We start from the raw sequence: 13,239 nt of genomic DNA, 5'->3' as shown, positions 1-13,239 counted from the left end.
TACTTGTTCTCAATAAAGAACATCGAACTTTCGTAAATATAATTCATACTAGAATACTGTGTTTACTTTGCGAAAGTTTAATAAAAAATCAAACTAGGGGGCTTTCTTATGTCATTGAAACAAAAAGTAGGAATGGGAGCTGTCACTGCATCACTAGGCTTATCACTTACATTTAGCGGTGTATTCGCCTATTTCAGTGATTCCGAAACATCTAATAATTCATTTCAATCTGGAACATTAGATCTTTCTATTAACCCAAGTGTCATCGTTGATGTGAAAGATTTAAAACCAGGTGATTTTATTGAAAGAAACTTCAAACTTGAAAATAAAGGTTCATTGGACATTGCAAAAGTATCACTTGAAACATCCTATGAAGTTACAGATGCAAAGCAAAATAATGATAGTGAAGATTTAGGCGATCATATCATCGTTAAATTTTTAGTGAATGATGGAAAGCCATCTAATCCAAACGATGACCATGAAATTTTGTGGGAAACAAAACTATCGGAATTAAAAACTATGAAACCTGAAGATGTCGCTACTTCTCTAGAACGTCATAACTTAATAGACGGTATTAAATCTGGTGAAACAGATTCCTTACACGTTCTCTTCTCCTTTGAAGACAACGACCAAGATCAAAATAAATTCCAGGGTGATTCCTTACAACTAAACTGGACATTCCATGCAGAGCAAACACCAGGCGTGGAGAAATAATTTTTAAAATATAAATTATCGGAGGCCTATACATGAAAAAGAAAAATCGTTTTGTTACCGGAATTGTAACGGCTGGCGTTCTATTTTCAACTGCCCTTCCGTTCAATGTACTTGCTGAAAACCCTATTAACCAAATTGACTCTTCAAACGCCCAGTCTTTACTATCAAAACTTTCTAAAGAACAGCGTCAGGCATTACAAACGTTAGATGCCAATCCTGGTTTTACGATTTCACCAGATATTAATACGAGCAGTTCCGAACCAGTAAATATCATTGTAGAATTTCAAACTGCACCAGTAAAGATTAATGAATTAAAACAAAAAGAAAAAGGCTTGCAAGCTGCACCTGAAAATATAAAGGCACGCATTGATCAAGAGCATGAAGAATTTCAAAAAGGTCTCAAAAACCTCCGTCAATTCAGTCCATCAGTGAAGTCTGGAAATTTTCAATCTGTACAAATTAAACGTTCTTATAAGCACGCTATAAATGGGGTCGCACTAACATTACCGGCAAATACAGTTGAAGAATTGTTACGAATTGGCGTTGTAAAACGTATTTGGAAAGATTACGAAGTAAAATTAAATTTACCGAAACAAGCGGAGCAAAAAGCACCTCAAAAACTAACAGATAGCATCCCGCAAATTGGGGTAGATAAGTTACATAGTGAGGGCATTACCGGAAAAGGAATTAAAGTTGGAGTATTAGATACAGGTATAGATTACAATCACCCTGACTTAAAAGACGTGTATAAAGGCTATCGCGCAAAACCAGGTGAAGATTCTAGTAAGGTAGACCCCAATTCCGTAAAAGGTTGGGACTTTATTAATAACGATGCAGACCCGATGGAAACAACTTACGCAGAGTGGCAACAATCTGGCGCTCCTGAATTTGATGATCGTGGTTCTTCCTTCTACACCGCACATGGTACTCACGTAGCAGGTATCGTTTCTGCTCAAAAGAAAAACCAATCAGATTCCGCAGTAAAAGGTGTTGCACCTGACATTGAATTGTATAACTATCGTGTACTCGGTCCATACGGAAGCGGAGATAGTTCAGGTATTATCGCTGCAATTGATAAATCTATTTCTGACGGTATGAACGTCATTAACTTATCGTTAGGTGACGATAGCAACAATCCGCTTGATCCAACGTCTATCGCTGTCAATAACGCAATGCTTTCCGGTGTTGTTACAGTCGTTGCTGCTGGTAACTCTGGTCCAAATCCATCGACACTCGGATCACCAGGTGCTTCTCCCTTTGCTATTACAGTCGGAGCAAGTGATAGCTCTATTTCTTTACCAAAACTATCAGGTCATGCTGGACAATTACAATTTCCTAACCTAATTTTATTCGGCAAAAACTTCACTGATAAAATAGAGGATTTCAAGGGACAAACTTTACCGATTGAATCTGTAGGAATCGGTACCCCTGGCGAGTTTAGTAAAAAGGATGTAAAAGGGAAAATCGCTCTCGTTGCACGTGGTACACTCTCATTTGATGAAAAAATCGCGAATGCAAAACAAGCTGGTGCAAAAGCCGTTATTATTTATAACAACGTGGATGGAGAAATTCCTTTCTACGTTGGTGAAAGCACAAAATACATTCCTACATTCCGCCTAACGAAAGAAGACGGTGAAAAACTAAAAGTCCAAATTGAACAAGGCAGTACCTCTTTAACTTTCAATGAAATCAACTACATTCAAACAGAAGGCGACCATCTTGCAGACTTTAGCTCACGCGGCCCTGTTACATCCAATGATGATATTAAACCTGATATTACAGCACCTGGTGTTGCTGTACTTTCAACAGTACCTGAATATATTAACGATCCACAAGAAGGCCAAAACTATGACGTTTCCTATGAGCGTATGCAAGGAACATCCATGGCTTCTCCTCATATCGCTGGCGTTGCTGCTCTTATTTTACAAGAACACCCAGAATACTCTCCATTCGATGTAAAGGCGTCTCTCATGAACACAGCTGATAATTTAAAAGAAAAGTATTCCGTATATGAAGTGGGAGCTGGACGAGTAGATGCGTACAACGCCGTTCATACGGAAACAAGTTTTAAAGTGCTAGATACAACAAAAACAGTTGTGAATGATGAAGTAATTGAAGTACCAGAAGAAACCGGATCCATTGCATTCGGGAAGTTTTATCAAAAAGACGGTGAAGCTCTTGAACAAAAACGAAATATAAAAGTGGAAAGCCATAATAAACAAGAGAAAAAAGAATTTAAAACAGAAATTTCTTATACACCAGCATCTTCTTCTATTAACGATGCTACCGCAAATGGTGTAAAAGTTTCTATTGCAGAAACAATTACTATTGGTGCTGGAAAATCAGATGAGATTGAAGCAAAAATTAATGTCCCAGCTGGCGTGAAGCAAGGTCGATATGAAGGATATATTCATATTACAAATACAAAAAATAAAGAAGAAACGTATCAAATACCATTCTCTATTCGTGTATCAGAGCCTGGTATTGAAAATGCGATACTATCAAGAAAAGCAATTTCAACTGATACATCGAAATTTAATCCATACGGTGAATCATATGTTCACGGGGCATTCCAATTAAACAGCGAACTTGAAACGTTAGATCTTATCGTGAAAGACTCAAAAACAAATAAAGCGCTCGGATTCATCGGAACATTAAACACGAGTGGACTAAAAACGGATGTGTATTACTACTTAGATTCATTCTTTAACGGAAAAGTATATCCTTTTACAAATGATCCTGCGAAACCAATCGGTGATGAGAAAATTGACTTACCAGAAGGCGATTACACAATTGAATTTGTTGGCTATGATAAAGCGGGAAAAGCACGTGTGAAAGGTGATTATGTCGTAATCGATAATACACCACCAGAAGTGAAATTAACTGGATTAAAGCCTGGTATTTACGAGTTAAATGAAGAAAACTATACAGTAGAAGATGGTAAAAAGGCATTATGGATTAAAGGAAATGTGTACGATTCAAACGTTGACTATTTAAAAGGAAAAGGATTAAACATTACGCAAGAAGCAAACGGGGTTATGTACTATGACTATTCCCCATACTTGCATAAGTTTTTACCTATTAATGCAAATGGTGACTTTAAAGTTGGCATTACTCCTGAATCCTTTAAAGTGGAAGGCCCTATGAAAACAGGCGTATATATTTTTGATTATGCAACTGCAGGTCCTGACTATCCAAGCGGTGTAAATAACTATTGGTTTATCCCGCAAGGAGCTCAATATGCGAAAACTAGTTATGATAAAAAAGAAGTATACAAAAATGATGAACTTACTGTAACACTCAACGCAAAACACGTAAAACAATTTGTTGCTGGGGAATTTAACGTAAAGTTCCTAGAGAAGAACTTTACATTTGCAAATGCGAAATTTAATCCAGCTTTTGAAAAACTCCTTTCTGAAAAAGGTGTAACCGCAAAAGTGAATGAGCCGAAGTTAGAAGAAGGTTCTGTTACAGTTGGCGGAGCGATCGATGACAAAAACTTTACTGGATTAGATGGTGATTTCCCGTTCATTGATGTAACTTTCAAAGTAGAAAATGATGAGTTTTATGAAGCAAACGCTCAGTTGGATTCACCAATTTTTGTATACTGGAAGCCAGGGGAAACAGAGCCAAATAGAATGCGTGTCCTACAAGACCAAACATTCTCAGTTATGTCCTTAAATTCACTAGTAGAAGGAAATATTAAACCTGGTGCATTCTTAAATGAACGTGGATATTTAGATGAAAAATTCGATTATACAAAGCTTGGCGTAAAAGTATATGCGACTGATTCTTACCGTCATAAGTTTGAAGGCTCACTTGATAAATACGGATATTTCAAATTAAATGGACTTCCTGTTAATAAACGCGACTACAACTTATACGTAGAAGTTCCAGGGCATTTAACAAGCCGACTAACAACGAAATTAGGTACTGAAAAAGATGGTAAGCTCCTTGGCCAATATTATTATGCACGCCTGGATGAAAACCTTGCCGGTGATGTAAATGGAGATAAAGTAATTGATATTAAAGATGCTGAAATTATCGCTAGCAACTATGGTAAAAAAGGAGTATCTGTAAAAGACGGCGATCTTAACAAAGATGGTATTGTCGACGAAAAAGATATTCGTTTCGTTGAAAAGAACTTCTTGAAAAAAGGGCCAGATGCAGCTAAATCACAAACGCCTGTTGAAAAATCAAAAAGCGGTACTCTTGCAGATATTTTAAAGAAATTAGGATTAACGCCTAAAAAATAATAAAGTGAAACTTTAATCAGTGGGGATTTTGTTCATCCCCCCACTGATTATTAGCCTTCACCAATCGGGCTGCCCGGCAAATAGCGGGATAATAAAGAGCACTCTATATAAAATAGAGTGCTCTTTTCTATAAACGACCCTTATCCAGCAAAAGGGGTATATTGGGGATATACAAGGGAAACCGGAAAAGGAATTTATATTAAATTATATAAAAACTCAGAGGTAGGAAGCAGTTTCCCGCCTCTGAATTATTTAGCAATTATTATAGTACTGGTGCCATTGTTTCTTTTAATACTTTTACAGAATGAGCGAACTTCACTTTTTCTTCTTCGTTTAATTCAAGTTCTACGATTTCACGTACACCTTCGCGGTTAATAACAGCTGGAACACCTACGTAAGCATCTTTCTCACCATATTGGCCTTCAAGGTATGCCGATACAGTTAACACGCTGTTCTCGTTGCTTAAGATTGCTTTAGTTACACGAAGTAGTGACATACCGATTCCGTAGTAAGTTGCACCTTTACGCTCGATGATATGGTAAGCTGCATCGCGTACATTTTCAAAGATTTTATCTAAATCTTCTTGGTTGTATTGTTCGTTGTTCGCTAAGATTGTTTCTAGTTTTTGTACACCTACAGTAGCGTGGCTCCATACTGGAAGTTCAGTGTCACCGTGCTCACCAACGATGTAAGCATGAACGTTACGTGGATCTACATCTAAGTAGTCACCTAACATGTAACGGAAACGAGCAGAGTCTAAAGTAGTACCAGAACCGATTACGCGCTCTTTCGGTAAACCAGATTCTTTCCAAGTTACGTAAGTTAAAATATCAACTGGGTTAGTTGCGATTAAGAAGATTCCATCGAATCCGCTATCCATAATACCGCGAACGATTTGTTTAAAGATCTTTGTATTTTTCTCAACTAAGTCTAAACGAGTTTCGCCTGGCTTTTGTGGTAATCCAGCAGTGATAACAACTAGATCTGCATCTTTACAATCTGCATAGCTACCGCTCCAAACTTTTGTTGCTGCTGGAGAGAATGGTACCGCATGGCTTAAGTCCATTGCCTCTCCTTCTGCTTTTGCTTCATTAACATCTACTAATACGAATTCTTCAGCTACACCTTGGTTGATCATTGAGTAAGCATAACTACAGCCTACAGCTCCTGTTCCTACTAATACTACGCGATTGATACCTTTTTTCATGTTAATTTCCCCTTTCAATTGTTTACATCTATTTTTTATTATTGTTTAAGTAATTAATTAAAATACTAATTTAATGTTGTTTAACTTCTTTACATTCATATTGTAGCACGGATCATTGTGAATTACTTCACAAATTATGACCTATTTGTGAACTTTTTCACATAGATTGTAAAGTTATCGTGGCAGGTGTGGAATCAATACCAATTCATGCGTTTTATTTAGATTGTGAAAGGAGTTCTGGCGATAAGTGACATTATATCGGCGATCCGACAAGGAATATCGACAAGATACCAGCTTTTGTTACACCCACAAAGAAGCTGTCTCCAATAGATTACCCATTTAGAGACAGCTTCTTCTATCTATATTATTTATTTTCCGCAGTAGCCCCTAATACAGCAGCCTTCACATAATTCTTATCATTTAATTTTTGTAAATCCGCAGCAATACTTTTAGAGGTTTCTATAAGGGGTCACCATACATTGCCATCAACTTAAGAAATTGGCATTTCCCCATATCGAAAAAAATGAGCTGAATTATTATAAATAACTCTGGAAAGATAAAATTTTCACTTTGGGGATACTTCAAAATATTAGCCTGATGGACATAGGTATCACCACCTGTCCATGGATTAAAGAAAGAGCTATTAAACTGTACCCTACTCTTTGGGTCGGAAGAGGTGCTATAGATGAATGTAAAGACATATAGGGCTCAAGTCTTTTCTTGGTCTAAGGAGGCCAAGGTAGAGAGAGTAGAACTCATTTCCGCCGGCATAGGTATGGCCGGACCTGTTCTGTTCGCCACAGTTCTAGGCTATCCTGCTCTTGGTTTTGCTGCATCTGTCGGCAGTTTGGCAGTCAGTAGCGTGAAAGTCGGTTCAAGTTTTATAAATCACGGGAAAAAGTTGGCATCAGCGCTGATATCAGTAGTGCTCGCTGCGATTGCTGCTGTTCTCTCTTTCGGACATGGCTATCTGACATTTGGAGTCTTGATCCTGCTGGTAAGCCTTGCTGCGTTAATTGGCGGATATAGTCGTGCCTTGGCGGTGGCAACAACACGCTTTGTCGTATTCCTGATTATCATCCTCAACATGGTCGACCAGACGGAGTACCGAATGGAACTAATTTTTTCAATCTTAGCAGGGGCGATTTGGACCGTCAGTATCAGCTTGGTGCTAGGCATCTGGGTACACCGTTGTTTTAAATCATCGCTGGATGGAGCTGTGAAAGGGCCAACATCGAAAAAAATCATTCTATGGAGGAATTCTCTGGCACACCTATCCGGTTGGCAATTCCCAATCAGGCTCGCATTATGTCTAGGTATAGCTGAGGGATTGCGAATACTTTGGCCCGAGCACCACTTCTATTGGATTGCAATTACCGTAGCGATCCTTACCCAGCGGAAAATAGAACTCTTTCCAATCAAAACAACACAACGAGTGCTTGGTACAGTAATCGGCGTGATTGTTGCGAGCTTGCTTCTTGCAACTAGTCTACCAATTTGGGGGTTAGTTATAAGTATCGGGCTATTCGCAGGTGTTCGACCTCTTCTAAAGGTTCGAAATTATCTTGTATACTCTGCAACCATGATCCCGCTCATTATTTTGATCATGGAAGCCGGCAAGCCGTTCCAGTTTATCATTCTGTTCGACCGTGTATTTGCAACCCTTATCGGTGCAGTCATCGTGATTGCAGTGAACTTGATATTCAGTAGAGCGATGGTGAAATCAGTGTAAAGGTGGTTATATGACCTTTTCATACTCCATCGCTCTCTCCTTTCTATTAGTTAGACGATTCAAATAGAAAAAAGTATACAATACCTCAAAAAAGCAGACGATTCAACGTCCACTTTTACACAACAAAAAAGAGATAGCAGATTATGCTATCTCTTTTAGTATGACCCGTACGGGATTCGAACCCGTGTTACCGCCGTGAAAGGGCGGTGTCTTAACCACTTGACCAACGGGCCAGTTCTGGCAGAGAAGAAGGGATTCGAACCCTCGCACCGCGTTCGCGATCTACTCCCTTAGCAGGGGAGCCCCTTGAGCCACTTGGGTACTTCTCTATAATATGGCTCCGCAGGTAGGACTCGAACCTACGACCGATCGGTTAACAGCCGATAGCTCTACCACTGAGCTACTGCGGAATAATTATGGTGGGCCTAAATGGACTCGAACCATCGACCTCACGCTTATCAGGCGTGCGCTCTAACCAGCTGAGCTATAGGCCCATAATTGAAAAGCGGGTGAAGAGAATCGAACTCTCGACCAGAGCTTGGAAGGCTCTTGTTTTACCACTAAACTACACCCGCATTAAATTGAAAATGGTGAGCCATGAAGGATTCGAACCTTCGACCCTCTGATTAAAAGTCAGATGCTCTACCAACTGAGCTAATGGCTCATTTTGAAAGTGGTGCCGGCTAGAGGACTTGAACCCCCAACCTACTGATTACAAGTCAGTTGCTCTACCAATTGAGCTAAGCCGGCTTGCGACTTCAAAATGGTGGCTCGGGACGGAATCGAACCGCCGACACGAGGATTTTCAGTCCTCTGCTCTACCGACTGAGCTACCGAGCCTTATTAAAATGGCGGTCCCGACCGGGGTCGAACCGGCGATCTCCTGCGTGACAGGCAGGCATGTTAACCACTACACCACGGGACCATTTGGTTGCGGGGACAGGATTTGAACCTGCGACCTTCGGGTTATGAGCCCGACGAGCTACCGTGCTGCTCCACCCCGCGATGATATAATATTTAATTTAGAAAAAAATGGAGGAGGTAGAGGGATTCGAACCCCCGCGCGACTCTCGCCGCCTGTCGGTTTTCAAGACCGATCCCTTCAGCCGAACTTGGGTATACCTCCGAGATATAAACTTCTAATGGTGGACCTTGTAGGACTCGAACCTACGACCGGACGGTTATGAGCCGTCTGCTCTAACCAGCTGAGCTAAAGGTCCTTTATGGTAGCGGCGGAGGGGATCGAACCCCCGACCTCACGGGTATGAACCGTACGCTCTAGCCAGCTGAGCTACACCGCCATAAATAATATTCAAATAAGTGGAGCCTAGCGGGATCGAACCGCTGACCTCCTGCGTGCAAGGCAGGCGCTCTCCCAGCTGAGCTAAGGCCCCATGTTTTTTGGAATATCGGGAAGACAGGATTTGAACCTGCGACCCCCTGGTCCCAAACCAGGTGCTCTACCAAGCTGAGCCACTTCCCGTTAATAAAAGCGCGCCCGAGAGGAGTCGAACCCCTAACCTCTTGATCCGTAGTCAAACGCTCTATCCAATTGAGCTACGGGCGCATATGGTGCCGAGGGCGGGGGTCGAACCCGCACGGTGGTCACCCACCGCAGGATTTTAAGTCCTGTGCGTCTGCCTGTTCCGCCACCCCGGCATGTCATATTGAAAATTGGAGCGGAAGACGGGATTCGAACCCGCGACCCCAACCTTGGCAAGGTTGTATTCTACCACTGAACTACTTCCGCAAGACATGTATGAGTTATTTTATTAAAAGTGCGGGTGAAGGGAGTCGAACCCCCACGCCAAAGGCGCTAGATCCTAAGTCTAGTGCGTCTGCCAATTCCGCCACACCCGCATGTTATAATTTTTTAAGAAAAAATGGGGCGACTGATGGGAATCGAACCCACGAATGCCGGAGCCACAATCCGGTGCGTTAACCACTTCGCCACAACCGCCATGATTTTCTGGTGCCGACTAGAGGACTTGAACCCCCAACCTACTGATTACAAGTCAGTTGCTCTACCAATTGAGCTAAGTCGGCAAAAATGGTGGAGGATGACGGGATCGAACCGCCGACCCCCTGCTTGTAAGGCAGGTGCTCTCCCAGCTGAGCTAATCCTCCATTTGCCTGGCAACGTCCTACTCTCACAGGGACAAGGTCCCAACTACCATCGGCGCTAGAGAGCTTAACTTCCGTGTTCGGTATGGGAACGGGTGTGACCTCTCTGCCATCATTACCAGACTGTATTCATTTAAGACAAGAATTATTGTAACTTATTCACTTTTAAAAGTCAACAAGTTTTTTATATTCTTTCAAAACTAGATAACATTGCTACATATTATATGGTTAAGTCCTCGATCTATTAGTATTCGTCAGCTCCACATGTCACCATGCTTCCACCTCGAACCTATCAACCTGATCATCTTTCAGGGATCTTACTAGCTTACGCTATGGGAAATCTCATCTTGAGGGGGGCTTCATGCTTAGATGCTTTCAGCACTTATCCCTTCCGCACATAGCTACCCAGCTATGCCCTTGGCAGAACAACTGGTACACCAGCGGTGCGTCCATCCCGGTCCTCTCGTACTAAGGACAGCTCCTCTCAAATTTCCTACGCCCACGACGGATAGGGACCGAACTGTCTCACGACGTTCTGAACCCAGCTCGCGTACCGCTTTAATGGGCGAACAGCCCAACCCTTGGGACCGACTACAGCCCCAGGATGCGATGAGCCGACATCGAGGTGCCAAACCTCCCCGTCGATGTGGACTCTTGGGGGAGATAAGCCTGTTATCCCCGGGGTAGCTTTTATCCGTTGAGCGATGGCCCTTCCATGCGGAACCACCGGATCACTAAGCCCGACTTTCGTCCCTGCTCGACTTGTAGGTCTCGCAGTCAAGCTCCCTTATGCCTTTGCACTCTACGAATGATTTCCAACCATTCTGAGGGAACCTTTGGGCGCCTCCGTTACACTTTAGGAGGCGACCGCCCCAGTCAAACTGCCCACCTGACACTGTCTCCCGGGTCGATAAGACCCGTAGGTTAGAATTTCAATACAGTCAGGGCGGTATCCCACCAGCGCCTCCACCGAAGCTAGCGCTCCGGTTTCAATGGCTCCCGCCTATCCTGTACAAACTGTACCAAAATTCAATATCAGGCTACAGTAAAGCTCCACGGGGTCTTTCCGTCCTGTCGCGGGTAACCTGCATCTTCACAGGTACTATAATTTCACCGAGTCTCTGGTTGAGACAGTGCCCAAATCGTTACACCTTTCGTGCGGGTCGGAACTTACCCGACAAGGAATTTCGCTACCTTAGGACCGTTATAGTTACGGCCGCCGTTTACTGGGGCTTCAGTTCAGAGCTTCGCTTACGCTAACCCCTCTCCTTAACCTTCCAGCACCGGGCAGGTGTCAGCCCCTATACTTCGCCTTACGGCTTCGCAGAGACCTGTGTTTTTGCTAAACAGTCGCTTGGGCCTATTCACTGCGGCTTTCCGTTAAGAAAGCACCCCTTCTCCCGAAGTTACGGGGTCATTTTGCCGAGTTCCTTAACCAGAGTTCTCTCGCACACCTTAGGATTCTCTCCTCGCCTACCTGTGTCGGTTTGCGGTACAGGCACCTTTTATCTCGCTAGAAGCTTTTCTTGGCAGCGGGGAATCAAAGACTTCGCTCCATAAGGAGCTTCCCCATCACAGCTCAGCCTTCACGATAAGCGGATTTGCCTACTTATCAGCCTAACTGCTTGGACGTGCACAACCAATCGCACGCTTCTTCTATCCTTCTGCGTCCCTCCATTGCTCAAACGATAAAGAGGTGGTACAGGAATATCAACCTGTTGTCCATCGCCTACGCCTGTCGGCCTCGGCTTAGGTCCTGACTAACCCTGAGCGGACGAGCCTTCCTCAGGAAACCTTAGGCATTCGGTGGACGGGATTCTCACCCGTCTTTCGCTACTCATACCGGCATTCTCACTTCTAAGCGCTCCACCAGTCCTTCCGGTCTGACTTCACTGCACTTAGAACGCTCCCCTACCACTGATACCATTGGTATCAATTCGCAGCTTCGGTGGTGTATTTAGCCCCGGTACATTTTCGGCGCAGAGTCACTCGACTAGTGAGCTATTACGCACTCTTTAAATGGTGGCTGCTTCTAAGCCAACATCCTAGTTGTCTAAGCAACTCCACATCCTTTTCCACTTAATACACACTTTGGGACCTTAGCTGGCGATCTGGGCTGTTTCCCTCTTGACTACGGATCTTATCACTCGCAGTCTGACTCCTAAGGATAAGTCATTGGCATTCGGAGTTTGACTGAATTCGGTAATCCGATGAGGACCCCTAGTTCAATCAGTGCTCTACCTCCAAGACTCTTACACTTAAGGCTAGCCCTAAAGCTATTTCGGGGAGAACCAGCTATCTCCAGGTTCGATTGGAATTTCTCCGCTACCCACACCTCATCCCCGCACTTTTCAACGTGCGTGGGTTCGGGCCTCCATTCAGTGTTACCTGAACTTCACCCTGGACATGGGTAGATCACCTGGTTTCGGGTCTACGACCACGTACTAAACGCCCTATTCAGACTCGCTTTCGCTGCGGCTCCGTCTCTTCAACTTAACCTCGCACGGGATCGTAACTCGCCGGTTCATTCTACAAAAGGCACGCCATCACCCATTAACGGGCTCTGACTATTTGTAGGCACACGGTTTCAGGATCTCTTTCACTCCCCTTCCGGGGTGCTTTTCACCTTTCCCTCACGGTACTGGTTCACTATCGATCACTAGGGAGTATTTAGCCTTGGGAGATGGTCCTCCCAGATTCCGACGGAATTTCACGTGTTCCGCCGTACTCAGGATACATTCAAGAGAGAACGAAGTTTCGACTACGGGGTTGTTACCCTCTACGACGGACCTTTCCAGGTCGCTTCGTCTACCTCGTTCCTTTGTAACTCCGTATAGAATGTCCTACAACCCCAAGAGGCAAGCCTCTTGGTTTGGGCTAGATTCCGTTTCGCTCGCCGCTACTCAGGAAATCGCATTTGCTTTCTCTTCCTCCAGGTACTTAGATGTTTCAGTTCCCTGGGTCTGTCTTCCATACCCTATGTATTCAGGTAAGGATACCATACCATTACGTATAGTGGGTTTCCCCATTCGGAAATCTTCGGATCAAAGCTTACTTACAGCTCCCCGAAGCATATCGGCGTTAGTCCCGTCCTTCATCGACTCCTAGTGTCAAGGCATCCACCGTGCGCCCTTTCTAACTTAACCAAACTAAAATTAAAAAAATATGAGCTACACTGTTATCTAGTTTTCAAAGAACATACATTT

General features: G+C 43.4%; 4 protein-coding genes, 22 tRNA genes and 2 rRNA genes. 3 read left to right on the top strand and 25 right to left on the bottom strand.

Features of this window, described 5'->3' with window-relative positions; genetic code table 11:
- Positions 1-108: 108 nt before the first annotated feature.
- On the top strand, positions 109-714 hold the full coding sequence (locus CDB3_RS26160; RefSeq protein WP_128856468.1) for a CalY family protein: 606 nt from the start codon (positions 109-111) through the stop codon (positions 712-714).
- 32 nt (positions 715-746) lie between these two features.
- A complete protein-coding gene (locus CDB3_RS26155; RefSeq protein WP_128856467.1) occupies positions 747-4,970 on the top strand; it encodes a S8 family serine peptidase in 4,224 nt (1,407 codons plus the stop codon).
- A 262-nt stretch (positions 4,971-5,232) separates the two neighbouring features.
- On the opposite strand, the gene CDB3_RS26145 is transcribed toward CDB3_RS26155, so the two are convergent.
- Positions 5,233-6,177: an L-lactate dehydrogenase gene (locus CDB3_RS26145; RefSeq protein WP_000715333.1), complete on the bottom strand. Its 945-nt coding sequence runs from the start codon at positions 6,175-6,177 to the stop codon at positions 5,233-5,235.
- 685 nt (positions 6,178-6,862) lie between these two features.
- On the opposite strand from CDB3_RS26145, the gene CDB3_RS26140 reads away from it, so the two are divergent.
- Positions 6,863-7,909: an FUSC family protein gene (locus CDB3_RS26140; RefSeq protein WP_128856466.1), complete on the top strand. Its 1,047-nt coding sequence runs from the start codon at positions 6,863-6,865 to the stop codon at positions 7,907-7,909.
- A gap of 161 nt (positions 7,910-8,070) precedes the next feature.
- Here the strand turns inward: CDB3_RS26140 and CDB3_RS26135 are convergent.
- From CDB3_RS26135 to CDB3_RS26020, 24 genes are all read right to left on the bottom strand, one after another.
- Positions 8,071-8,142 (bottom strand) — tRNA-Glu (locus tag CDB3_RS26135).
- 5 nt (positions 8,143-8,147) lie between these two features.
- Positions 8,148-8,238, bottom strand: a tRNA-Ser gene (locus CDB3_RS26130).
- A 6-nt stretch (positions 8,239-8,244) separates the two neighbouring features.
- Positions 8,245-8,319, bottom strand: a tRNA-Asn gene (locus CDB3_RS26125).
- 7 nt (positions 8,320-8,326) lie between these two features.
- A tRNA-Ile gene (locus CDB3_RS26120) sits at positions 8,327-8,403 on the bottom strand.
- Positions 8,404-8,413: 10 nt separating this feature from the next.
- A tRNA-Gly gene (locus CDB3_RS26115) sits at positions 8,414-8,484 on the bottom strand.
- Between the two features lie 13 nt (positions 8,485-8,497).
- Positions 8,498-8,573: transfer RNA gene (locus CDB3_RS26110), tRNA-Lys, on the bottom strand.
- Between the two features lie 10 nt (positions 8,574-8,583).
- Positions 8,584-8,659 (bottom strand) — tRNA-Thr (locus CDB3_RS26105).
- Positions 8,660-8,673: 14 nt separating this feature from the next.
- Positions 8,674-8,749: transfer RNA gene (locus CDB3_RS26100), tRNA-Phe, on the bottom strand.
- Positions 8,750-8,758: 9 nt separating this feature from the next.
- Positions 8,759-8,834, bottom strand: a tRNA-Asp gene (locus tag CDB3_RS26095).
- Positions 8,835-8,837: 3 nt separating this feature from the next.
- Positions 8,838-8,914 (bottom strand) — tRNA-Met (locus CDB3_RS26090).
- 28 nt (positions 8,915-8,942) lie between these two features.
- Positions 8,943-9,035 (bottom strand) — tRNA-Ser (locus tag CDB3_RS26085).
- Positions 9,036-9,052: 17 nt separating this feature from the next.
- A tRNA-Ile gene (locus tag CDB3_RS26080) sits at positions 9,053-9,129 on the bottom strand.
- A gap of 4 nt (positions 9,130-9,133) precedes the next feature.
- Positions 9,134-9,210 (bottom strand) — tRNA-Met (locus tag CDB3_RS26075).
- A gap of 20 nt (positions 9,211-9,230) precedes the next feature.
- Positions 9,231-9,303 (bottom strand) — tRNA-Ala (locus CDB3_RS26070).
- Between the two features lie 15 nt (positions 9,304-9,318).
- Positions 9,319-9,392: transfer RNA gene (locus CDB3_RS26065), tRNA-Pro, on the bottom strand.
- 10 nt (positions 9,393-9,402) lie between these two features.
- Positions 9,403-9,476, bottom strand: a tRNA-Arg gene (locus CDB3_RS26060).
- A gap of 3 nt (positions 9,477-9,479) precedes the next feature.
- Positions 9,480-9,568: transfer RNA gene (locus tag CDB3_RS26055), tRNA-Leu, on the bottom strand.
- Positions 9,569-9,584: 16 nt separating this feature from the next.
- Positions 9,585-9,659 (bottom strand) — tRNA-Gly (locus CDB3_RS26050).
- A 29-nt stretch (positions 9,660-9,688) separates the two neighbouring features.
- Positions 9,689-9,769 (bottom strand) — tRNA-Leu (locus CDB3_RS26045).
- A 24-nt stretch (positions 9,770-9,793) separates the two neighbouring features.
- Positions 9,794-9,869, bottom strand: a tRNA-His gene (locus CDB3_RS26040).
- 10 nt (positions 9,870-9,879) lie between these two features.
- A tRNA-Thr gene (locus tag CDB3_RS26035) sits at positions 9,880-9,955 on the bottom strand.
- Between the two features lie 5 nt (positions 9,956-9,960).
- Positions 9,961-10,036, bottom strand: a tRNA-Val gene (locus CDB3_RS26030).
- 4 nt (positions 10,037-10,040) lie between these two features.
- Positions 10,041-10,156 (bottom strand): 5S ribosomal RNA (rrf, locus tag CDB3_RS26025).
- A 101-nt stretch (positions 10,157-10,257) separates the two neighbouring features.
- A 23S ribosomal RNA gene (locus CDB3_RS26020) occupies positions 10,258-13,179 on the bottom strand.
- Positions 13,180-13,239: the final 60 nt, after the last annotated feature.

Source organism: Bacillus sp. CDB3 (assembly GCF_002081505.1).
In the GTDB taxonomy this organism is placed as follows: Bacteria; Bacillota; Bacilli; order Bacillales; family Bacillaceae_G; genus Bacillus_A; species Bacillus_A cereus_AT.
Note: the sequence above shows the minus strand (reverse complement) of the source record. Positions and strands in the feature narration are given on the sequence as shown.

Excerpts from the sequence above, each read along its gene's own strand:
- CDB3_RS26155 (WP_128856467.1), top strand. The coding sequence starts at position 747 with ATGAAAAAGAAAAATCGTTTTGTTACCGGAATTGTAACGGCTGGCGTT.
- CDB3_RS26145 (WP_000715333.1), bottom strand. The coding sequence starts at position 6,177 with ATGAAAAAAGGTATCAATCGCGTAGTATTAGTAGGAACAGGAGCTGTA.
- CDB3_RS26160 (WP_128856468.1), top strand. The coding sequence starts at position 109 with ATGTCATTGAAACAAAAAGTAGGAATGGGAGCTGTCACTGCATCACTA.
- CDB3_RS26140 (WP_128856466.1), top strand. The coding sequence starts at position 6,863 with ATGAATGTAAAGACATATAGGGCTCAAGTCTTTTCTTGGTCTAAGGAG.